A 19,358-nucleotide genomic window follows, 5' to 3' on the forward strand; every position below is an offset into this window, starting at 1 on the left:
CCCTTTCCAGGAGGCACCCATGACACCGGCTCGGACGCAGCACCATGGAGGGGCCCCCGCCCCCGAGACCGTGGTCGACGGCGGGGAGGCGTCCGGACCTCGGGTCCGTGACGACATGACGGTCGAGGTGGCTCTGTCCCTCATGGCCGGTGCCCGTGTCGATCACCTTGTCCTGTGCGACGAGGACGACCAGAGCACGGGCCTGATCACTCTGGCCCGACTCGCCGTTCTCCGTGACAGCCCCACCTACACGGACCGGATCCGTCTGCGGGACGTCCTCGTCGGACCGTTCGCCTCGCCCGGTGCTCGGCCCGGCGCCGTCGGGGAGCATGGCCGGGCCCCGGGCGTCCTCACCCACGCCCGGTCAGCCCCTTCTCCTTCTTCCCTGTGAGTCCTTTTCCCTGTGTTTCCCTGTGTTTCCCTGTGAGGCATCATGCGCTGTGTCATCGCCCGGTACCCGTTCGAGCTGACCAAGGACGGGGTGCTGGCCTCGATGAAGGGCGTCAAACCCGAGCCCGTCACGGGTGAGTCCGTGACCATCGGCCGCCGCCGCTACCCGGTCAAGCAAGTAGGCCAGGTCATCACCCGACAGGACCGCCGCGACTTCACCAGCGGCGAAGTCGTCCGGGCCATGACCCGCCTCGGCTTCACCTGCCACGAGCCCCCCGAGACCGCGCCGGTGGGTGTCGCCACTCCGCTTCAGACCGCGTCGGCGCTGCTCGGGGGAGCCGCCTCCCCGGAAGGGTGAGAACAGGCGGCGAACCGCCGCCAAAGACCCGGTGAGAGCCCTGTAGCGGGCAACCACGGTGAGCAGTGGTGCCGGCGGGCCTGCGCGTCGGCGCCTGCGCGACGAGTTCGCCCAGGTCAGCGGTACGGCAGCCGCCCGGGCACCGTCGCTTCGTCCGGCTCGGCCGGGGGCGCCCCCTGACGAAAGCCGCGCGGCGGTGTCGGTCGCCGGAGCACCTCACGGGAACGTGGGGCGCGGGGACGGTCCGGCGGCCGGCGGTCGTGCGGGCCTCGTCGGGGCGGCACGGTTCAGGTGCGGGCCGGCAGGGCCAGGCCGGGGAGCTGGAGTCCAGGCGATCGCGGGGATCGACTTCGGTGCGGCGATCCGTCGTCGGGCGGCCACGGGCTCAGCCTGGTCCCGGCCGGTCGGCCCGGGCGGCCGGTCGGCCGGGCGGCTGGTCGGCTGGTCGGCTGGTCGGCTGGTCGGCCCGGGAAGCTGCCCGGTGTCGACGAGAGCTGACGTCACCAGACGTAGAGCGTCTGCTCGCTGATGCCGAGATCGTGGGCGACCTTCCTGATCGCCCGGCCGGAATCGGCGGGATCATCGACGGGATCGAAGACCTCGCACCGGAACTCGGCCGGATAACTGCGGGGCGCTGAAGCCTCCTTGATGTCTGGGAGTGTCTGGAGCGTCATCCGTCCAGCGAGGCGACTCCACCGGAGCCGGGACACGTCTCGCGGCTGGTGCCGCAGGCGGCGGGCTACGGTCACCTTGATGACCAGTCGTGTGCCGCTCCCGGGGACCTCCTATGGCAGAACTTGTGCGTCGGCAGCAGCTCGACGTGTTCGTGGACGACCACGCGTTCGGGCTGCAGGAGTCCGATGACACCTACCTCGACCTGCTCTTCCCCGACGGATTCGACCACCGAACGTTTCTCGGCACTCACCCTGGGCGCCTGGACATCACCAGTGCCGGGCACACCCACACCGCCGCGGTGACGGTCGAGGTGTGGGACGGGTCGCCGCCCGCCCAGGACCCCGCCGGCTGGGAGGAGCAGGCCGAGGCGGACTTCGAATCGCTCAGCGGCCGGGTCGCCGTGTGGTCGATGAGCCTGGGACGGACCGACGATCTGATCACGCTGGCCGATTCCGGTGGCTCCTGGCACGTCCGGGTCAGTTCCTCGGGCCGGGCCGCGGTGAAGGCTTTGGAGGAGAGCGAGGAGAGCATCCGGGGAGTGGAGCGCTACTTCGTGCAGTTCTGGCCCGCCGGCTCCTGAGACGGCGGCGCGGCGGGGACGGCCGGTCTCGGTCGGCGGTGCGTTGCGGTGCGGCATGAGGGCGGCATGAGGGCGGCATGAGGGCCTTTCTGGTCGCCGGTGCGGATGCGGCGATCCCCACCGAGAGGATCCATACCGAGCAGGGATCCACACCGAGCAGCAGGCCCTCACCCGTTTCAAGGTCGCTCAGCCGTGGCGTCCATCATCAACCTCCACCATCAACCTCCATGGACGGAACACCTAGTTGACCTGGCCGGTCGGCCGGATCGTGACGGTGTTCACATCGACGCCGTCCGGCTGGCCGAGCACCCACATGATGCCGTCGGCGATGTTCTCCGCGCTGAGGGCGGGGCCGGGCGGAGTACCGCCGCGCGTGTCCCAGAACGGTGTGTCCACCTTGCCGGGGGCGATCAGGCTCACCCTGACGCCCGACTCGGTGACCAGCATGCGGGTGTTCTCCGCGAGGGCGTGTACCGCCCACTTGGTGACCGAGTAGAAGTTGCCCGGACCGTACTTGAGGCCGGCGACCGAGCCGAGCAGCACGATCCGGCCACGGGACCGCTTCAGCTCCGCCAGTGAGGCACGGATCAGCAGCGTCGGTCCGAGGACGTTGGTGAGGAGCATCGAGCGCATCAGCGCCGGATCACCGTCCGCCACCGAGTCGTGGGTGGAGTAACCGGCGTTGGCGATGACGTTGTCGATCCGTCCGAAGCGCTGCACCGTGGCGTGCACCGTGTGTGCGACCGCGTCCGCGTCGGCGGCGTCACCGGGCAGGAGCAGCAGTTCCTCCGGGTCGCCGAGGGTCCGGGCGAACGCCGCGAGCTTGTCCGCGTCCCGCCCGGTGGCGGTCACCCGGTGACCGGCCTTGAGCAGCCGTCGTACGGTCTCGGCACCGATGCCGGTCGATCCTCCGGTGATCAGCGTGACGGGCGTGGGGGTGGCACTCACTGTTCCTCCAGTGCTCGTTCGTCCAGGGTGCCCATCGGCTCGCCGCCGGGCTGCCAGGTGGCCAGGAAGTCCGGCTGGAGGACCGCGTCGACGAGTTCGATGTCCGCCCCGATGCTCTTCAGATGGTGGTACGCGTAGGGCCGACCGAAGGGACACCCGGAGAACTTGGCCGGAAGTCCCCGCCTTTCCAGTCGCCGTTCCGCCGCGCCGAGGTCGTCGGTCCAGAACCCCAGGTGGTGGAAGCGCGGGCCCGCCGAGGCGTTCCAGGGGCTGCCCGGGCCGCCCTCGACCAGTTCGACGAACGGCGGTCCGGGGAGGCTGAAGACAATACGGAAGGACCACTCGCCGATCCTCCCCGGGCGCGGATCCGCCCATTCCACGCCGGCGGCGGCCCGCAGCTCGCGCATGGCCGCCACCAGATCGGGAACGGCGAAACCCACGTGGTAGAAGGCCATCCGCTGTTCCTAGCGGCCGGAGAGCCCGGGGTAGCGGCCCGTGTTCACCCATTCGTCCATGGCGGGCCGGTCGGCCGTGTCCACGTACTCGATCCGCATGCCCTGGAGATCGGGCCCGGTGATCACGGCGAACGGCGTCTCGCCGGGGCCGGGCCGGAAGTAGGCGTCGATGCCGATGTCCGCGGCCTCCAGCTTCTTCAGCCGCGCCTCCATGTCGCTCTCCCACACCCCGTAGTACAGGACCTTCCCGGCGTGTTCGAGGGAGGTGATGCCGTCCCCGTCGGCCTGGATCAGTTCGTACTGCGGATACGCGGTACGCGAGAAGGCGGCCGTCATCCGGCCCGGACCGCCCTGCCCGCCCTGCTCCAGATACGGGATCTCGAAGGTGGCCGGCTCGGTGAACTCGATGCCGAACCACTGCGAGTACAGCTCGACGGCCTCGGCCAGGTCCGGCACGACGACGCCGACGTGGAAGCACGACTCCGGCAGGGGCGCCTTCTCCCCGGCGGGCCGGAACGTCTCCAGGATCGGCGGTTCGAGCAGGCATTCCAGGAGCTGGGGAATGAACTCCGCCAGGTAGGGGGTGTGCTTGTGCGCTTCGAGAGCGGCCTCGTCGGCGTACTCCTCGATGACCAGGCGCTCTCCCGGCCGGTCCGCGGAGATGACGTAGTCGAAGCGGAGGCAACCGGGTTCATGGGCCCGGATGGTGCGTTCGAGCCCTGCCATCAGGGCGTCGAGGCGGGCTTCGGTGCCCGGCCTGACCAACTGCCGTGCGGTCGCGATGATCGTCACGATCTGCTCCTGTCAGTGAGACGTCCGAAGAAGGAGAAGGAGAAGGAGAAGGAAGGGAAGGAGAGGATGGTGGAGCCGGGTGGGCGTCGGTCGGTGTCCGTGCCGTGGGGCGGACGCCGGGCGCGCCCGGGGGACGCGTACCGTCCGGTCAGGCCGTCGACGGCGTGGGGCGTACCGCGGCCACCAGCAGCAGGGCGAGCAGTCCGCCCGCGGCCAGGACCATGCCGGAGGAGGACAAGGTGGCCAGCGGTGCCAGTGCGGCGACTCCGAGCGCGCTGCCCGCCTGCCGGCCGGCGTTGAACGCGCCCTGGCCGGTGGCCGCGAGTTCCTTCGGAGCGGCGATGGCCATGTCCGCGGTCGCCGCCGGAATGGCGAGCGTGGAACCGAACGAGAGCGTGGCCTGGGCGACGATGATCAGGGCGAGCGGCGTGTCGTCCGAGGCGAAGGCGAGCACCGCACCGGCCGCCGTGTCCAGGGCGAGCCCGACGAGGATCACCCGGCGGGCACCGATCCGGGCGACGAGACGGCCGGTGAGCAGCGGCATGAAGCACATCGGCAGCGTCATCGGCAGGAACGCCATGCCGGTCTCGAACGCCGACAGGCCCCGTTCCTCGACCATCCACTGCGTCAGCGCGTACAGCACCCCGTAGAAGACGAACGAGGCCACGGCGCCGGCCACGATGTCCGCCCGTACCCGCGCCAGTCCGATCAGGGCCGAGGGCAGGATCGGCGCCGTGGCCCGGCGCTCGACGGCGAACAGCGCGGTGAACGCCGCGGCCGCGAGCACCAGCGACAAAAGCGGCAGCACACGCCCCCAGCCCTCGGTTCCGGCGTCGATGAGGCCGAACGTGAGCGCGGCCAGGGCCAGGACCGACAGCCCGATTCCTGCCCGGTCCACCGCGCGGACCGAGGCCGGGCGTCCGTCCGGCAGTCCGCGGGAGGCGAGCAACGTGGCGGCCACGATGACCGGGTTGACGAGGAACACCAGCCGCCAGCCGCCCAGTTCGACGAGCGCGCCGCCGAGAACGGGGCCCGCGATGAGCCCGACGGAGGTGACCGCGGCCCAGGTGCCGATGGCCTTGGCGCGCGCCGCCGGGTCGGGGTACAGCCCGGCGAGCAGGGCCAGTGACGCCGGGACCATGCCCGCGGCGGCGACGCCCAGCAGCGCCCGCCCGGCGATGAGGGATCCGGCGTCGGGCGCGGCCGCGCAGGCCAGGGACAGCACGCCGAAGGCCAGAACGGACCCTCGGTAGACCCTGCGGGCGCCGAGCCTGTCCGCCACCGCGCCGGAGGCGAGGAGCAGACCGGCGAAGACGATCGTGTAGGCGTCGAGGGCCCAGGGCAGGGCCGCCTCGCTCGCGTGCAGATCGGAATGGACGTCGGGGAGCGCGACATTGAGGATGGAGGTGTCGAGGAGGACGAGGAAATTGCCCGCGGCGATTCCCGCGAACAGGCCACGCCGTCGCGGCGGCACCCGGTGGGAAGGCGCGATCGCCCTTTCCCTGGCAAACGTCATGAGGAATTCCCGTTCGAAGGATGGCGGCCGATGTGGCGGCCGATGTGGTCGGCCGAATCGCGTCGTCGCGGATCAGGCCGCGTTGTTGAGGAAACGCGGCCCGTAGAAGACGGGCCGGTCCAGATCGGTGTAGCGCTCCAGGGCCCTGAATTCCCTGGGGTAGAGCTCCTCCAGCCGGGCGACGACCGTCGGTGGAATCTCGTTGCGCATGATCGTGAAGCAGGAACGCACCCGCATCTGGTCCATCTGGGTGACCGCGGCGCCGAGCGAGGGCCACCAGGTCTCCACCGGGCCGTTCCAGGTGGTGTCCAGCGCGAGCATCATCCGGGTGTAGGCCTCGTCGAACGATTCGAGTTCCTTGCGCACCTCGGGCCCGCGCGGATCGAGGGCCAGCACGGCCTCGTAGCCGTCCGCGGGAACGGCCAGGGTGTTGACGACCACCGGCCAGGCGATCGGCTCACCGGTGAAGAACTCGCGCTCCGTCTCCAAGGAGAAGGGCACGGAGTCGAGGGGCCGATAGCGCCGGCCGTAGCGCAGCTCGGCGAACCGGGCGTAGTGCGAGCCCTCCTTCTGGAAGGCCGCGGCGGCCGTCTCCACGGTGCCCTCGCCACCGCCTTCGCCCTGCTCGGTGATGATGTCCAGGGCGTGGAGGAAGGAGGCGACCGGGTCCGGGTCGTCCCTGCCGAACGTGAGGTAGCCGAGGTTTCCCCCGACCTGGTTGGCCGGTCCGCCGAGGCGTACGGCCCGTTCGACGGCCCTGGCGTTGCGCTTGATCGCGTCCCGGATCGCGTCGTAGAACGCGCCGATCGTGGGGTAGGCGGAGCCGCGCTGCCGGGCGTTGAGCACGAATCGCGGCGCTTCCAGCCGCATGAACGCCTTGAGCGTGGCCTGCGACAGCTTCGCCGGCCGCGGCCTCAGGTCGGGGGCGACCCCGCCCGGCAGGCCGCTGCCGGGATAGGACGGTGCGAGGCCTTTGATCGCGGGGCTTCCGCCGAGTGCGGCGACCATGTTGGCGGCGATGGCCATGTGGACCATCTCTTCCATCAGGACGCTGCGGATGGTGTTGTACGACGGGTAGTTCTGCACCTCGAGCGAGTACATCGCGGCGCAGTACAGCGGCATGGTGGAGTGCTCCAGCGCGACCGCCGTCTGCAGGGCACCGCGGATCCAGCTGAGGTCTCTGAGGTCGACCGGTGTGGGCATGGCAGGCTCCCGGGTGCGTCGGCGCTCAGGCTTCGGCGGACTCGTCGAGCGGCGGGTAGAGCATCGGCTGGAAGAAGTCCTGGAAGGACTCCTCCAGTTCGGGGTGCTGGTAGAACTCCGGCCCGGTCTCCTCGAAGATCGCGTCCCCGATGCCGCCGAGGGTGTCGAACATCATCGAGACGACGGTGCCGACCTCCCGGCCGAAGTAGTGGGCGACCAGGGCGACCGCACCCCCGTTCACGCCGTAGGAGCCGGTGAACGTCCAGATGCGCGAGGCGGTGTTGGCGATCCACATCCGGCGGGCCACGGGGACGTTGAAGCCCTCGCCGCGCAGGCCGCGGGCCACGGCCGCGACGCAGGTCAGGGGTTCGTCGTTGACGATTCCGGACCGGGCGAGGACGCCGACGCCCGAGCAGTTGGCGGCGATCACCTTGCCGGCCTCGTGGTGGCGGCGGATGAGCTTGTGCACGCGGTCGTCGGTCAGCAGCGCGCCGGATCCGACGCCGCCGGGGATGTAGAGGATGTCGAACAGGTCGTCGTCGCCCAGTACGGAGTCGGCGACGACGTTGGTGCCCATCTGCATCTTGACGACTCCCGGCTCCAGGGAGACCAGACGCACGTCCAGGTCGCGGTTGGCGGCCTCCCGCTCCCACGGCGCGATCTGCCCGCTGGTGACCATCGCGGCGCCCTTGAAGATCTCCAGCGGCGTGATGGTGTCCTGCTCGGAGCACGCCTCGTAGCCGAGGACCGCGATGGAGCCGATCTGGGCCGGCGCCGCCGATGCCCCTGCCGGGGTCCTCGTCCCGCGTGCGGAGGTGGATGTAGGTGTGCTCACAGTGCTCCCCCATTCGTGTCGGTCTCGCCACAGGAACCCTGCCAACGGCCCGGGAGCGGCATCAAATAAGCGATCGAAGGGGGGTCATTACTTCGGTGAGGACCCCCGAGACGGTTATCGGGGACTGCCGTCGCCGCTATTTGGTTGGTTCAAGCCACCCGGCTAGCGTCCTCACCGGACCTCGGGTCCACGACTCAACTGCTCGATTGGGGGATCGACATGTCTGAGATGACGGGGAATCTAAGGCCGACCGATATGGCGGTGAGAATCGATCCGGGGCCTAGGGATTTCGCCGCGCTGAACGAGGTGGTCCGCAAGGGTTCCCGCATCGGGAACGAAAGCCTGGACGGGGACGGCCACCTGAACGAGATCATTCCCAAGCCGTGGGGGATCGAATACCGCATCTACGTCGACGACTTCATCGACGTGTGGAATCTGAGGATCGACGAGGGCGAGTCCACGTCGATGCACGTGCACCCCCGCAAGCTGACCTATCTGCTCTGCCTGGCGGGGCAGGGGGTGACCGACACGCTGACCGGCGAGGTCCCGGTGGGTGCCGGATCGATCCTGCGCATCGGGGGCGGTGCCTTCCACTCGTCCCGGAGCGTCGGCCCCGGCCCGCTGTGGCTGGTCGAGGTCGAGGCACCGCGCAACAAGTTCGACCTGATCCGGCTGCGTGACGCCTACGACCGCCAGGGCACGGCCTACGAGCAGCAGCACGCCGAGGCACCCGACCTGCCGGCGAGGCAGGTGACGTATCTGCCGCAGGCGCGCCTGCGGGAACGGTCCCCGGGCGCGGAGTTCGCGTTCTCCATCCGGGCCGGCGCGGACGTGTTCTACCGGCGCCAGGAGCAGGACCTCTTCCACATCCCGCTCGGTCTGACCGGAGTGGTCACCGGCGAGGTCGACATCCTCGCCCCCGCACTGGGCGACGCCCGCCGTCCCGCGCTGGACCAGTACTACCTCTCCCTCGCACTCGCCTGACCGCCGACCCGGCCACAAGGCCAGAACCACAAGGCCAGAAAAGGAGCACACTCATGCCCAGTGCCGTCATCATCACCGGCCCCGGCTTCCAGGACCACGACGTGGTCTACACCTACTACCGGCTTCTTGAAGAGGGCTGGCACGTGGACGTGGCCACCCGCAACGGCGCCGACGTCGTCGGCAAGTACGGCGTCCCGCTTCCCATGGACAAGACCGCCAAGCCGCTGATCGCCTTCGAGCAGCTGGACGCCGCGGCGTACGACGCGGTGATCCTCACCGGCGGCCACGAGGCGCCCGACCGGGTGCGCCAGGACGCCCGTGTCCTGGACTTCGTCCGCGCCATGGACGCGGCCGAGAAGGTCGTCGCCGGGCTCTGCCACGGCCCGTGGATCATGGTTTCCGCCGGCGTGCTCAAAGGCCGCCGTGCCTGCGCCTACATAGGTCTGCGCGACGACGTGATCAACGCCGGCGCCGACGTCGTCGACTCCGACGTGATCGTCGACGGCCACATCATCACCTGCTCGTACTACGCCTACGTCGGCCGGTTCATGCGGCAGGTCTTCGAAACGGTCGCCAAGAAGCAGGTGGCGACGGCCTGAGCGCGGCCGCCGCGACCCGCGCGGGCCGGGGGCCCAGTCCCCCGTACGGCGCCCGCCCCGCGCATCCCCGAGGAGGCACCTTGCTGATACTCGACTTCGACGGCGTCATCGCCGACGCCTTCACCGAGTGCGCCGTCGTCACCCACTACGCCGACCACGACCCGGACACGATCGCGGCCAAGCCGGTCGCCGAACTCGCGGCGGCCCTGCCCGCCGGGTTCGTGTCCCGCTTCCGCACGGTCCGCACCCATGCCCGGCTGCTGGACGACTTCATGGTGGCGCGCGACCCCGCCGCCGCCTCGATCCGGGGCGCCGACGACTTCGCGGCCCTCGCGGCCCGCATCCCGGGACCCCGGCGCGACGCCCTGGTGCGGGGCGCGACCGCGGTACGGGCCGCGCTGCGGGAGCGACGGCGTACGGAGTGGCTGGGCCTGCACACCCTGTACCCGGGGATCGCCGGGCTGCTGCGCCGCCACCGCGGCCGGGGCACGTCGATCGTCACGGCCAAGGACGAGCAGAGCGTGTGGGAGATACTGGCCCACCACGGTCTGGACGTCACCGTGGCCCAGGTCGTCGGCGAGTGCTCGGACAAGCGCACGGCCGTGCGGCGGCTGGCCGCGGCCGACGGACTCCCGCCGCAGGCCGTGACGTTCATCGACGACCACCTCACCAACGCGCTCGCGGTACGCGACACGGGCGCCACGAGCCTGTGGGCGTGGTGGGGCTACCACACGCCCGAGCACGTCGAGCGTGCCATCGCACGCAAACAGCGGCGGGTGTACCTGCCCGAACTGGCGGAGCTGACCGCCTGATCGGCGCCCCGGCCCGTTTCCGCGCACCACGCCCCACACCACACTCCGGAGGATTGCCATGCCGAACGTTCTCTTCGCCCTCACCTCGCACGGCCGGCTCGGCGAGACCGGCCGCGCCACCGGCTTCTACGTCCCCGAAGTCGCCCACCCCGCCGAGGTGTTCCGCGCGGCCGGCTGGGACCTCGCGTTCGTGTCGGTCGCGGGAGGACGGCCCCCGCGCGACGGGATCAAGCCCGACGACACCGTCACGGCCCGCTTCCTGACCGACCACGAGGCCGCACTCGCCGACACCCCCACGGCCGACGACCTCGACGCCGCCGACTACGACGCCGTCTACTTCGCGGGGGGCCACGGCACCATGTGGGACTTCCCCGGCGCGACCGCGCTGACCCGGCTGGCGGCAGCCGTCCACGAGCGCGGCGGGGTCGTCGCCGCCGTCTGCCACGGCCCGGCCGCCCTGGTGAACCTCACCCTGGCGGACGGCTCCCACCTGGTCGCCGGCAAGCAGGTCTCGTCCTTCACCAATGAGGAGGAGGCCGCTGTCGGGCTGACCGACGTGGTGCCCTTCGCGCTGGAGACGGCGCTGATCGAGCGGGGCGCGAAGTTCACCAAGGCCGCGAACTTCACCGAGCACGCGGTGGCCGACACCCGTCTCGTGACGGGCCAGAATCCGGCGTCCGCCGCCCGGGTCGCCGAGCTGACGATCCTCCAGTACGCGGCCTGACCTGCGCGAAAGACCGAGCCGGCACATCGGCGGGGCGGGTTCGGACACCGCCCCGCCGATGTGGCGTCACATTTTGCCGTGTGTTGAAACCGGCTCGAACGTTTCGGCGAAGCGCGAAGGTATGGTGAGTGGTGGGTCGGGGTTTACTTGGAGGGAAACGCCCCCGGCCTTGCCGGTTGGGGGGCCGGTACTACTATGCAGCTGGGTTGGCTACAGACCTTCATCGCCGTCTGCCACACGGGCTCGTTCACCAAAGCCGCCCGGCAACTCGGGCTCACGCAGCCGGCGGTCACTCAGCAGATCCGCGGGCTGGAGAGCGAACTCGGCAAACCGCTGTTCCACCGCACACCGCAGGGCGCGACACCGACGGCCGAGGGAAAGGCGCTGGCGCACGAGATCGAGGCTTCCATGGCCGCGATCAACGCCGCGGTGTCCCGCCACTTCGACGACACGACGGAGCACCGCCCCATCCGCCTGGGCGGGCCGGCGGAGCTGGTGACGGCCAGGATCGTGCCGTCCATCAGCGAGTTCGTCATCGGCGGCCTCGACATCCGCATCAGCCTCGGCGAGGCGACGGGCCTCCTGGAGGACCTCAGGAGCGGGCATCTGGACCTCGTGGTCTCCACCGTCCGGCCCCAGGGCCCCGGCGTGGACTTCACGCCCCTGACGGACGAGGAGTTCGCGCTGCTCGCCTCTCCCCAGGTCGCCGCCGGGATCCCGGCGGACGCCCTGCAGGCCGACGACCCAAGGGTCCTGGCGAAACTCCCGATGATCGCGTACGCGGAGACCTTGCCGATCATCCGCCGCTACTGGCGCGCGGTCTTCGACGCCCCGCCGCCGAGCCCGCCGGCCGTGGTCGTCCCCGACCTGCGCGCCGTGATCGCGGCCGTCACGTCGTCGGCGGGCATCTCGGTCCTGCCGACATACCTGTGCGCCGCGGAACTGGCCTCGGGAACGCTGGTCCCCCTGCTGGAGCCGGAGATCCCGCCCATCAACACCCTCTATCTGGCCACGCGTTCCGGCACACTCCTCGAACCCCGGCTGGCCCGGCTCCACGAGCACCTGGTCCGCGACGCCCGGGAGTGGACGTGACATCCACCCGCCGGAGAAGACGCTGCCGCGGACGCCGCACCGGACGTACGCGCGGGCGGAGGAGATCCTCGGCGCCGGCGAAGGAGTGCGTCCCGGACCTCGCCGGCGGCGCGGCGGGGTGGCCACGTGGAGCGCTCCGGGCCGGTGGAGGTGGCCCGCCCCGGGGCAGGTGGAGTCGGGTCCCGGGCAGCGGGACCCCGTTGTCCCACGCGGCGCACACGGCCGCCGGATCACCCCACGAGGACGTGGAGGGCGGTCCGGCGGCCGGTCGGTGTGCGGGTTCCGGTGGTTCCGGCGGCGCGGCGGGGTTCAGACGCGGGCCGGCAGGGCCAGGTCGAGGATGGCGAGCAGGGTGCGGGCCTGGACGTTGACGCAGTTGGCCTGGCGTACGTAGGAGGCGAGCTGGGCCCGGCTGAACCAGCGGTGGCCCGGCGGCTCCTCGGCGGCGAAGTCCGCGTCGGTCTCGATGATCCGGTAGTGGCTCTCGGCGTTGAGGAACCGGCCGCCCTCCTCGGCGTGGACGGCGTCGTAGCGCAGCGTTCCCGCGGTGCCGTCGAGGACCTGGTCCAGGAACGGCGGGCGCCGGTCGGGCGGCAGCCAGGCGTAGTTGCCGGGCGTGTACTGCACGGTGGGCGCGAGCTGCACCGTGTCGAGGAAACCGGCCTCGGCCCGGGCGTGCACCAGGACGTGGGGCACGCCGTCCACCCGCTTGGTCAGGAACGCGGTGACGCCCCGGCCCCGCGGCTCGAACAGCGGCTGGCGCCAGCTCGTGATCTCCCGGTTGCCGGCCTCCACGGCGACGCCCACGACGTCGAAGTACCGTCCCTCGCGGTGCCGGCCCGCCAGGGCGTCCCACTCCCAGCCGGGCAGGTCCTTCAGGGGCACGGGCCGTACGGTGAGGGCGCGCCGGGCGCGCTCGTGGGTGAACCAGGAGAGCAGTTCCTGGTCGGTGTGCAGCGCCCGGTCCCGCTCGGCCGGGACAGCCGGATTGGCCGGGTCGGTCGGGTCGGTCGGGTCGGTCAGGGCGGCCGACAGGCACGACAGGACCGTGCGGGAGTCCATGTTGACCAGGTTGTCGTGGTGCAGCAGCGCGCCGAGCTGTCCGAGCGTCAGCCAGCAGAAGTCGTCGTGCAGGGGGACGTCGTCCAGCGCCTCGACGACCATGTTCCGGTTGCTCTTGCCCAGGAACCACGCGCCGTGCTCGGACTGGAGGCTGTCGGTCAGGACGCGGGCGCGGCCGTCGGTGAGCGCGCTGGTGAAGTACTCGATGTACCTGACATCGGCGCCCCGGTGCACCTTGGTGTAGTTGCTGCGGGTCGCCTGCACCGTGGGGGAGAGCTGGAGCAGGTTGGGGTTGCCGGGCTCCATCTTGGCCTGCATCAGGCAGTGCAGCACCCCGTCGAACTCCTTGACCAGGATGCCGAGGATGCCCACCTCGCTCTGGCGGATGACCGGCTGGTGCCACTCGGGCACCGGCCCGTCCTCCGAGGTGACGTGCAGTCCCTCGACGGAGAAGAACCGCCCGCTGCGGTGGACGAGGTTGCCCGTCCCCGCCGCGAAGGACCAGCCGTCCAGCTCCGCGAACGGCACGCGGGAGACCCGGAAGCGGCCCGCGGCCCGGCGGCGGGCGAGCCACTCGGGCAGCTCCTCGGTGCTCAGGTGGTGCCCCTGGCCGGCGGCCGCGGACCGGGCGAGCCGCTCGGGCAGTCCGGTCGCGTGCCGTGGGCGCAGGGCGCCGCCCGGGCGGTGGGCGGCCGTGCGGGGCGGGGCGCCGTGCGGCGTCCGCACCGGCGGGGCGGTCAGCAGGGGTGGTGTGGGCATGGCAGTCTCCGGGAGCGGGGTCGGGAACGTTCGGGGGCGTCAGGACGGGGTGCCGGGGACCCGGGCCTCGATCAGGTACAGGGCGCTGCGCGCCCGGGTGACGCCGGTGAACTCCAGGCCGGCGCGCCGGAACAGGTCCTCGAAGTCGCCCCGGTGGTGCTCCCGGCCGCCGACGTTGAGGAGGAGGAACAGGTCCATCGCGGTGGTGACGCGGGGCTCCGGGCTGAGGTCGACGAGGTTCTGCACGACGACGATGCGGGCCCCCGGCGCGGCGTGCGCGGCGATGTTCCGCAGCACCCGCACCGAGCGCTCGTCGTCCCACTTGAGGATCTGCTTGACGACGTACACGTCGGCGCGGACCGGTACGGCGTCCAGGCAGTCGCCCGCGGTGACCCGGGCCCGCCCGGCCAGCTCGCCGCCCTCGCGCAGGGCCGGATCGGCGCCCGCCACGACCGTCGGCAGGTCGAACAGCTCGCCGGTGACGTGCGGGTGCCGCTCCAGGACGGTCCGCAGCAGGTGGCCGTGCCCGCCGCCGATGTCCGCGACGGTGCGGGCGCCGTCGAGGTTCAGCGTCTCGGCGACGGCGCGGGAGGTGAGCGCGCTCGCCTGGGTCATGGCGCGGTTGAAGACCTCGGCGTCCTCGGGGGCGTCCTCGCGCAGGTAGCCGAAGAAGTCCTTGCCGTACAGCTCCGGCAGGACGGCCTTGCCGGTGCGCACGGCCTGCTCCAGCCGCGGCCAGGCGTCCCAGGTCCAGGCGGCGCCCGCCCACAGCACCATGTCGGCCATGCCGCCGCCGGGCGCGTCGGCGCGCAGCAGGCGGGACGCACGGGTGTGGCGGAAGCGGCCGGGGGCGGTCTCCTCGAACACCCCGTGCGCGGCGAGCGCGCGCAGCAGCCGCGCCAGGGTGTCGGGGGCGGCGTTGACGGCGCGGCCCAGGTCGCGGGCGTCGGCGTCCTCGTCCCCCAGGGCGTCGGCGACACCGAGACGGACGGCGGTCTGGAGCGCGGCGGCCGCGGCCACGCTCAGGGCGATCTCCCTGATCCGGGTCTCGGCGGCTAGCTGGTCGTCCTGGGGGGACCGGGGAGACCGGGGAGACCGGGTGGCCTGGTCGTCCTGGGTGGTCCGGGTGTCCTGGGCGGTCCGGGTGTCCTGGGTGGTCCGGGTGGCCTGGATGGTCCGGGTGGCCTGGACGTCCTGGGGGGCCTGCGGCGTGCCGGGCGGCTGGGTCTGCATGGCGGGGTCCTCGCTGGTGGGTGTCGGTTCGGCGGGTGCGGGTGCGGCCGCGCGGGTGGCGGCGGGTGCGGTCGCGCGGGGGGCGGCAGGTACGGCCGTACGGGGATCGACGGGGGCGGCGGTGCGGGCGGCGCGGTGAGTTTGGTGGGTCCGGTGGGACCGGTCGGTTCGGTCGGTCCGGTGGTGTGCGGCGAGGTCCTCGAGGGCGGGGACCAGGGCGGCCGGGGTCGGAAGGCGGGACAGTTCGTCGCGCAGCCGGGCCGCCCCGGCGCGGTGGCGGGGGTCGTTCAGCAGCCGGTCCAGCGCGTCCCGCACGGCCGTCGCGCGGCCGGGGTCGCCCGCGGGGACGGCCAGTCCGGCCCCGGCGGCGGCGACGCGCCGCATGTTCAGCTCCTGCTCGGCGGAGAACGGGACGCCCAGTTGGGGCACGCCCGCGGCGACCGCGGTCATGGTGCAGCCGGCGCCGCCGTGGTGCACGACGGCGGCGCAGCCGGGCAGGACGTCGGCGAGCGGGGCGCCGGGCAGCAGCCGCACGCCCGGCGGCGGGGTGCCGAGCGGGGCGGTGTCGTCCGGGTCGGCCAGGACGAGCACCTCGGCGCCGGACTCGGCGCAGGCAAAGGCCAGTTCGGGCACCAGCCGGGCGGCGCGGCCGTACACGCCGGCCAGGGACCGGCCCCAGACCAGGCAGATCCGGGGCCGGCCGGGGGACGGCGGCCGCAGGTCGGGCGCGGTGCCGGGGCCGTTGTACGGGGTGTAGCGCAGGCGCAGCCGGTGTGCGTGCGTGGGCGGTTCGAGGCTGGGCGGGCAGGGGTCGACGACGTACTCGACGAGGTCGGCGCTCATCTCCCCCACGCCGTGGCGGGGGAAGGACCCGGTGGGGTCGCCGGGGAGGACCCGCAGCTCCGGCTCCGGTTCGGCGGTGCCGTGCGGGCCCCACAGGTGCAGGACGGCGGGCACGCCCAGCACCCGGGCGGCGAGCAGGCCCTCGATGCTCATCCGGTCGTGCACGACCAGGTCGGGGCGCCAGGCGCGGGCGAAGGCGACGACCGCGTCGAAACCGTCGCGGGTGGCCCGGAGGATCCGCGGCCGCTCGGCCGCGCGGAACGCCGCGAAGTCGAAGTCGTCGAGGTGCCCCAGTTCCTCGCCGGTGACGGGGTGCAGCGGCGGCCGCGCGTGCGGCCAGGCGCCCTTGCGGGCCTGCCAGTAGGCGTTCAGCCGTCCCTGCGTGGCCATGTCCAGGCCGGGGCGGACGATCGGTTCGGGGGTCAGGCCGGTTCGGCGCAGCGTGTCGGACTCGCTCGGCGCGCACACCACGCGCACCTCGTGCCCGGCGTCCCGGAACGCCCGGCCGAGCGGGACCAGGGGGTAGTAGTGCCCCGGCCAGTCCGACACGGTGAACAGCACGCGCACGTCGGTCTCCTCGTCAGTCGGAAGGTCGGCGGGCGGGGCTCGGCGGCCCCGGAGGGCGGGGCGCCGGCCTCGTCACGGGGTCAGGTGGCCGGCGATCCAGCCGCCGTCGACGACCACCTCGGTGCCGGTGACGTAGGAGGAGTCGTCGCAGGTGAGGAACAGCACGACGGACGCGGTCTCGTCGGCCCGACCGAACCGGCGCAGCGGCAGCGTCCGGTGCAGCCACTTGACCTGCATCTCGTGCAGGTCCTTGGTCATCTCGGTGCGGATGACGCCCGGGCACACCGCGTTGACGCGGATCCCGTCCGGGCCGAGCTCCATGGCGGCGACCTTGGTCATGCCGACGACCGCGAACTTCGAGGCGCAGTACGCGGACAGGTACTTCAGGCCCATCAGCCCGTCGACGGAGGAGATGTTGACGATGCTGCCGCCGCCGGCCTCGCGCAGCGCCGGTACGACGGCCCGCATCCCGAGGAAGACGCCGAGCTGGTTGACCTCGACGACCTCCATGAACGCCTCCGGCGTCATCTCCTCGACGCTGCCGACGTCCACCACGCCGGCGTTGTTGACGAGCGCGTCGAGCTTGCCGTACGTCGTCCTGGCCGCGGCGACCGCGGCGGTCCAGTCCTCGGGCCGCCGGACGTCCAGGTGCACGTACGTCGCCGCGTCGCCCAGCTCGTCCGCGAGCCGTTTGCCGGTGTCGTCGAGGATGTCGCCGAGGACGACTCGGGCGCCCTCGGCGACGAAGGCGCGGGCCGCGGCGGCGCCCTGGCCCCGGGCGCCGCCGGTGATCAGGGCGACCCTGCCGTCGAGCTTTCCCATGGTGATGCCTTTCGGGTGGGAGGTACGGGGATGGGAGATACGAGGGGCGGGAGGTGTGGGAGCGGGAGGTATGGGGGGCGGGGAGAAGGTGCGAGGAGGCCGGGAGGGAGGTGCCGGGGGAGGCAGGGGGGTGGGTGGAGGCGGGCGCGTGGTCAGGCCGTGGTCAGGCCGTGCGCAGGCCGGCCACGGCGGCCCAGAGGCTGCCCGGGGTGCGGAAGGTGTCGGAGGTGAGGTACTCGTCGGGGAACGACACCTCGTACTGCTGCTCCAGCCGCAGCAGCGTGTCGATGGTGGCCATCGAGTCCAGACCGTGGTCGCTCAGGCAGGTGTCGCTGCTCAGCGCGCGGTCCTCGGGCAGCAGCGGCAGCGCGTCGCGCAGGATCCTCTCGAAGGCCGCGTCCCAGGGGACGGTCATGGCGTCGGCTTCCTTTCCGAAGAGGTGCGGGGAGTAAGGGAGTTCGGGAGGCGGTTCAGGCGGCGGACCGGTCGGCCGGTGCGGGTGACGCGGACGGTGCAGGCGGCACGGACGACGCGGACGGCACGGACGACGCGGACGGCACGGACGACGCGGACGGCGCGGGCGGTGTGACCGGTGCGGGCGGCGTGGCGGCGAGGGCCTTCTTGTCGGTCTTGCCGTTCGGGGTGAGCGGGAGCTCGGCGCGGACATGGCACACGGGCGGGACCTTGGCCGGCTCCAGCCGCTCGGCCAGCAGCGCCAGCACCTCGGCGGCGGGCCGGTCGGCGGCGACGTACAGGACCATGTCGGCCCCGTCGGCCGGCGGCAGCAGCGCCGCGGACCGCACCCCGGGCACGTCCAGCGCCGCGGCCTCGATCTCCAGCGCGGACATCCGCACCCCGCGCCGCTTGAACAGGTCGTCGCGGCGCCCCTCGACGTACAGGTGGCCGTCGGCGTCGAGCCGGCCGTAGTCCCCGGTGTGGAGGGTGACGGTGCCGGTGCGCGGGTCGGTGCGGAAGCGCTCCCGGGTGAGGTCGGGGGCCCGCCAGTAGCCGGCCATGACGTGCGGTCCGCGCACCGCGATCTCGCCGGTCTCCCCGGGCGGCAGTGGGTGTCCGGCGTCGTCCAGGACGAGCACCTGGGTGCCCGTCAGCGCCCGCCCGACGGAGTGCGGGTGGTCCAGGTCCCCGTCGGGTTCCAGGACCGTGATCCGCTTGCACTCGGTGGTGCCGTACATCGGGGCGATGCGCGCCCCGGGGAAGGCGGCGCGCAGCCCGTCGATGACGGGGCGGTTGAAAGCCGCGCCGGTACTGGTGAACAGCCGCACCGGGGGCGCCGGCCGGCCGTCGCGGGCGGCGAGCCGGAGCACCAGTTCGGCCAGCGAGGGCACCACCGGGAAGACGGTGACGGCGTGCCGGTGCAGCAACGTCATCAGCCCGACGTGGGAGTCGGTGCGGGAGACCACCAGCTCGGCGCCCGCGGCGACGGTGAGGAAGACCTGGTAGAGGCCGTAGTCGAAGGAGAACGGGATCGCGTTCAGCACGACGTCCTCGGCGCGGTAGCGCAGCCGTTCCGCGATGGCCCCGGTGACGAACACCGCGGCGCGGTGCGGGGTCATGACCGCCTTCGGCATCGACGTGCTGCCCGAGGTGTACATGAGCAGGGCGAGGTCGTCCGGGCGCACCCGGGCCCGCGTCCGGGGGGCCGCGCCCGCCTCCGGCAGCTCCGCGACGTCGTACACGGGCGCCGTGCCGGGTTCCTTCGGCAGCTCCTTCGGCAGTTCCTTCGGCAGCTCCCGCATCAGCTCCTTCAGCAGCCCGGTGTCCGCGCCCTGCGCCACGGCGAGCGACGGCTCGGCGTCCGCCACCACCCGGGCCAGTTGGAAACGCTTCATGGCGGTGCCGACCGGCACGAACACGGCCCCCGCGCGCAGCGCCCCGAACAGCAGCGCCACGAACGGCCGCGCGTTGCCGAGCCGGGCCAGGACCCGGTCGCCGGGCCGGACGCCCCGGTCGGCCAGCCAGGCCGCGCAGGCGTCCGCGGCCCGGTCCAGCTCCGTGTAGGTCCAGGCCCCGTCGGCGTCCCGGACCGCGGTCGCGGCGGGCCGCGCGGCGGCCGCCTCCGCCAGCAGGTCGTGCAGCAGTTCCGCCATG

Annotated in this window: 20 protein-coding genes; 8 read left to right on the top strand and 12 right to left on the bottom strand. The window is 72.4% G+C overall.

The window, feature by feature from the left end; genetic code table 11:
* The first annotated feature begins 19 nt into the window (after positions 1-19).
* Positions 20-391 carry a CBS domain-containing protein gene (locus IE225_RS09195; protein ID WP_190056897.1) on the top strand — a complete coding sequence of 124 codons (372 nt, stop codon included), beginning with the start codon at positions 20-22 and terminating at the stop codon, positions 389-391.
* Positions 392-433: 42 nt separating this feature from the next.
* Positions 434-748 carry an SCO5918 family protein gene (locus IE225_RS09200; protein ID WP_190056898.1) on the top strand — a complete coding sequence of 105 codons (315 nt, stop codon included), beginning with the start codon at positions 434-436 and terminating at the stop codon, positions 746-748.
* A 500-nt stretch (positions 749-1,248) separates the two neighbouring features.
* Here the strand turns inward: IE225_RS09200 and IE225_RS09205 are convergent, their stop codons facing one another.
* Positions 1,249-1,422: a transposase gene (locus IE225_RS09205; RefSeq protein ID WP_190056899.1), complete on the bottom strand. Its 174-nt coding sequence runs from the start codon at positions 1,420-1,422 to the stop codon at positions 1,249-1,251.
* Positions 1,423-1,535: 113 nt separating this feature from the next.
* Between IE225_RS09205 and IE225_RS09210 the strand changes: the two genes are divergently transcribed.
* On the top strand, positions 1,536-2,003 hold the full coding sequence (locus IE225_RS09210) for a hypothetical protein (RefSeq protein WP_190056900.1): 468 nt from the start codon (positions 1,536-1,538) through the stop codon (positions 2,001-2,003).
* A 240-nt stretch (positions 2,004-2,243) separates the two neighbouring features.
* On the opposite strand, the gene IE225_RS09215 is transcribed toward IE225_RS09210, so the two are convergent.
* From IE225_RS09215 to IE225_RS09240, 6 genes are all read right to left on the bottom strand, one after another.
* Entirely contained in the window at positions 2,244-2,951 is a 708-nt protein-coding gene (locus IE225_RS09215) for an SDR family oxidoreductase (protein ID WP_190056901.1), read from the bottom strand.
* Positions 2,948-3,406 (bottom strand): VOC family protein, encoded by a 459-nt coding sequence (locus IE225_RS09220; protein WP_190056902.1) that lies wholly within the window; start codon positions 3,404-3,406, stop codon positions 2,948-2,950. The genes IE225_RS09215 and IE225_RS09220 overlap by 4 nt, the downstream gene beginning before the upstream one ends.
* Positions 3,407-3,415: 9 nt before the next feature.
* Complete coding sequence (locus IE225_RS09225) at positions 3,416-4,198, bottom strand: antibiotic biosynthesis monooxygenase (RefSeq protein WP_190056903.1); 783 nt, start codon at positions 4,196-4,198, stop codon at positions 3,416-3,418.
* Positions 4,199-4,346: 148 nt separating this feature from the next.
* Positions 4,347-5,714 (bottom strand): MFS transporter, encoded by a 1,368-nt coding sequence (locus IE225_RS09230; protein ID WP_190056904.1) that lies wholly within the window; start codon positions 5,712-5,714, stop codon positions 4,347-4,349.
* 72 nt (positions 5,715-5,786) lie between these two features.
* Positions 5,787-6,917, bottom strand: a complete 1,131-nt coding sequence (locus tag IE225_RS09235; RefSeq protein ID WP_190056905.1) for a ferritin-like domain-containing protein — start codon at positions 6,915-6,917, stop codon at positions 5,787-5,789.
* Positions 6,918-6,942: 25 nt separating this feature from the next.
* Entirely contained in the window at positions 6,943-7,752 is an 810-nt protein-coding gene (locus tag IE225_RS09240) for a DJ-1/PfpI family protein (RefSeq protein ID WP_190056906.1), read from the bottom strand.
* Between the two features lie 255 nt (positions 7,753-8,007).
* On the opposite strand from IE225_RS09240, the gene IE225_RS09245 reads away from it, so the two are divergent.
* The 5 genes from IE225_RS09245 to IE225_RS09265 all read left to right on the top strand — a co-directional run bounded on the left by IE225_RS09245 (position 8,008) and on the right by IE225_RS09265 (position 11,963).
* Positions 8,008-8,736, top strand: coding sequence for a cupin domain-containing protein (locus IE225_RS09245; protein WP_229879351.1), 729 nt, complete (start codon positions 8,008-8,010; stop codon positions 8,734-8,736).
* Positions 8,737-8,789: 53 nt separating this feature from the next.
* Positions 8,790-9,335: a DJ-1/PfpI family protein gene (locus IE225_RS09250; protein WP_190056908.1), complete on the top strand. Its 546-nt coding sequence runs from the start codon at positions 8,790-8,792 to the stop codon at positions 9,333-9,335.
* A gap of 80 nt (positions 9,336-9,415) precedes the next feature.
* Positions 9,416-10,147 (top strand): HAD family hydrolase, encoded by a 732-nt coding sequence (locus IE225_RS09255; protein WP_190056909.1) that lies wholly within the window; start codon positions 9,416-9,418, stop codon positions 10,145-10,147.
* Between the two features lie 58 nt (positions 10,148-10,205).
* Entirely contained in the window at positions 10,206-10,871 is a 666-nt protein-coding gene (locus IE225_RS09260; protein ID WP_190056910.1) for a type 1 glutamine amidotransferase domain-containing protein, read from the top strand.
* A gap of 195 nt (positions 10,872-11,066) precedes the next feature.
* Positions 11,067-11,963: a LysR family transcriptional regulator gene (locus tag IE225_RS09265; protein ID WP_190056911.1), complete on the top strand. Its 897-nt coding sequence runs from the start codon at positions 11,067-11,069 to the stop codon at positions 11,961-11,963.
* Between the two features lie 309 nt (positions 11,964-12,272).
* Here IE225_RS09265 and IE225_RS09270 read toward each other — a convergent pair whose 3' ends face one another.
* From IE225_RS09270 to IE225_RS09290, 5 genes are all read right to left on the bottom strand, one after another.
* Positions 12,273-13,784, bottom strand: coding sequence for an NDP-hexose 2,3-dehydratase family protein (locus IE225_RS09270; protein WP_190056912.1), 1,512 nt, complete (start codon positions 13,782-13,784; stop codon positions 12,273-12,275).
* Between the two features lie 39 nt (positions 13,785-13,823).
* Positions 13,824-16,427, bottom strand: coding sequence for a methyltransferase (locus tag IE225_RS09275; protein ID WP_190056913.1), 2,604 nt, complete (start codon positions 16,425-16,427; stop codon positions 13,824-13,826).
* A 72-nt stretch (positions 16,428-16,499) separates the two neighbouring features.
* Positions 16,500-17,249, bottom strand: coding sequence for a glucose 1-dehydrogenase (locus tag IE225_RS09280; protein ID WP_190056914.1), 750 nt, complete (start codon positions 17,247-17,249; stop codon positions 16,500-16,502).
* A gap of 163 nt (positions 17,250-17,412) precedes the next feature.
* Positions 17,413-17,664, bottom strand: coding sequence for a phosphopantetheine-binding protein (locus tag IE225_RS09285; protein WP_190056915.1), 252 nt, complete (start codon positions 17,662-17,664; stop codon positions 17,413-17,415).
* Between the two features lie 55 nt (positions 17,665-17,719).
* Positions 17,720-19,357 carry a class I adenylate-forming enzyme family protein gene (locus tag IE225_RS09290; RefSeq protein ID WP_190056916.1) on the bottom strand — a complete coding sequence of 546 codons (1,638 nt, stop codon included), beginning with the start codon at positions 19,355-19,357 and terminating at the stop codon, positions 17,720-17,722.
* Position 19,358 lies beyond the last annotated feature (1 nt).

Origin of the sequence: Streptomyces echinoruber, assembly GCF_014651135.1 — a bacterium.
In the GTDB taxonomy this organism is placed as follows: domain Bacteria; phylum Actinomycetota; class Actinomycetes; order Streptomycetales; family Streptomycetaceae; genus Streptomyces; species Streptomyces echinoruber.

Coding starts and splice junctions, on each gene's coding strand:
- IE225_RS09195 (WP_190056897.1), top strand. CDS start 20: ATGACACCGGCTCGGACGCAGCACCATGGAGGGGCCCCCGCCCCCGAG.
- IE225_RS09200 (WP_190056898.1), top strand. CDS start 434: ATGCGCTGTGTCATCGCCCGGTACCCGTTCGAGCTGACCAAGGACGGG.
- IE225_RS09205 (WP_190056899.1), bottom strand. CDS start 1,422: ATGACGCTCCAGACACTCCCAGACATCAAGGAGGCTTCAGCGCCCCGC.
- IE225_RS09210 (WP_190056900.1), top strand. CDS start 1,536: ATGGCAGAACTTGTGCGTCGGCAGCAGCTCGACGTGTTCGTGGACGAC.
- IE225_RS09220 (WP_190056902.1), bottom strand. CDS start 3,406: ATGGCCTTCTACCACGTGGGTTTCGCCGTTCCCGATCTGGTGGCGGCC.
- IE225_RS09230 (WP_190056904.1), bottom strand. CDS start 5,714: ATGACGTTTGCCAGGGAAAGGGCGATCGCGCCTTCCCACCGGGTGCCG.
- IE225_RS09235 (WP_190056905.1), bottom strand. CDS start 6,917: ATGCCCACACCGGTCGACCTCAGAGACCTCAGCTGGATCCGCGGTGCC.
- IE225_RS09245 (WP_229879351.1), top strand. CDS start 8,008: ATGGCGGTGAGAATCGATCCGGGGCCTAGGGATTTCGCCGCGCTGAAC.
- IE225_RS09250 (WP_190056908.1), top strand. CDS start 8,790: ATGCCCAGTGCCGTCATCATCACCGGCCCCGGCTTCCAGGACCACGAC.
- IE225_RS09260 (WP_190056910.1), top strand. CDS start 10,206: ATGCCGAACGTTCTCTTCGCCCTCACCTCGCACGGCCGGCTCGGCGAG.
- IE225_RS09265 (WP_190056911.1), top strand. CDS start 11,067: ATGCAGCTGGGTTGGCTACAGACCTTCATCGCCGTCTGCCACACGGGC.
- IE225_RS09270 (WP_190056912.1), bottom strand. CDS start 13,784: ATGCCCACACCACCCCTGCTGACCGCCCCGCCGGTGCGGACGCCGCAC.
- IE225_RS09280 (WP_190056914.1), bottom strand. CDS start 17,249: ATGGGAAAGCTCGACGGCAGGGTCGCCCTGATCACCGGCGGCGCCCGG.
- IE225_RS09285 (WP_190056915.1), bottom strand. CDS start 17,664: ATGACCGTCCCCTGGGACGCGGCCTTCGAGAGGATCCTGCGCGACGCG.
- IE225_RS09290 (WP_190056916.1), bottom strand. CDS start 19,357: ATGGCGGAACTGCTGCACGACCTGCTGGCGGAGGCGGCCGCCGCGCGG.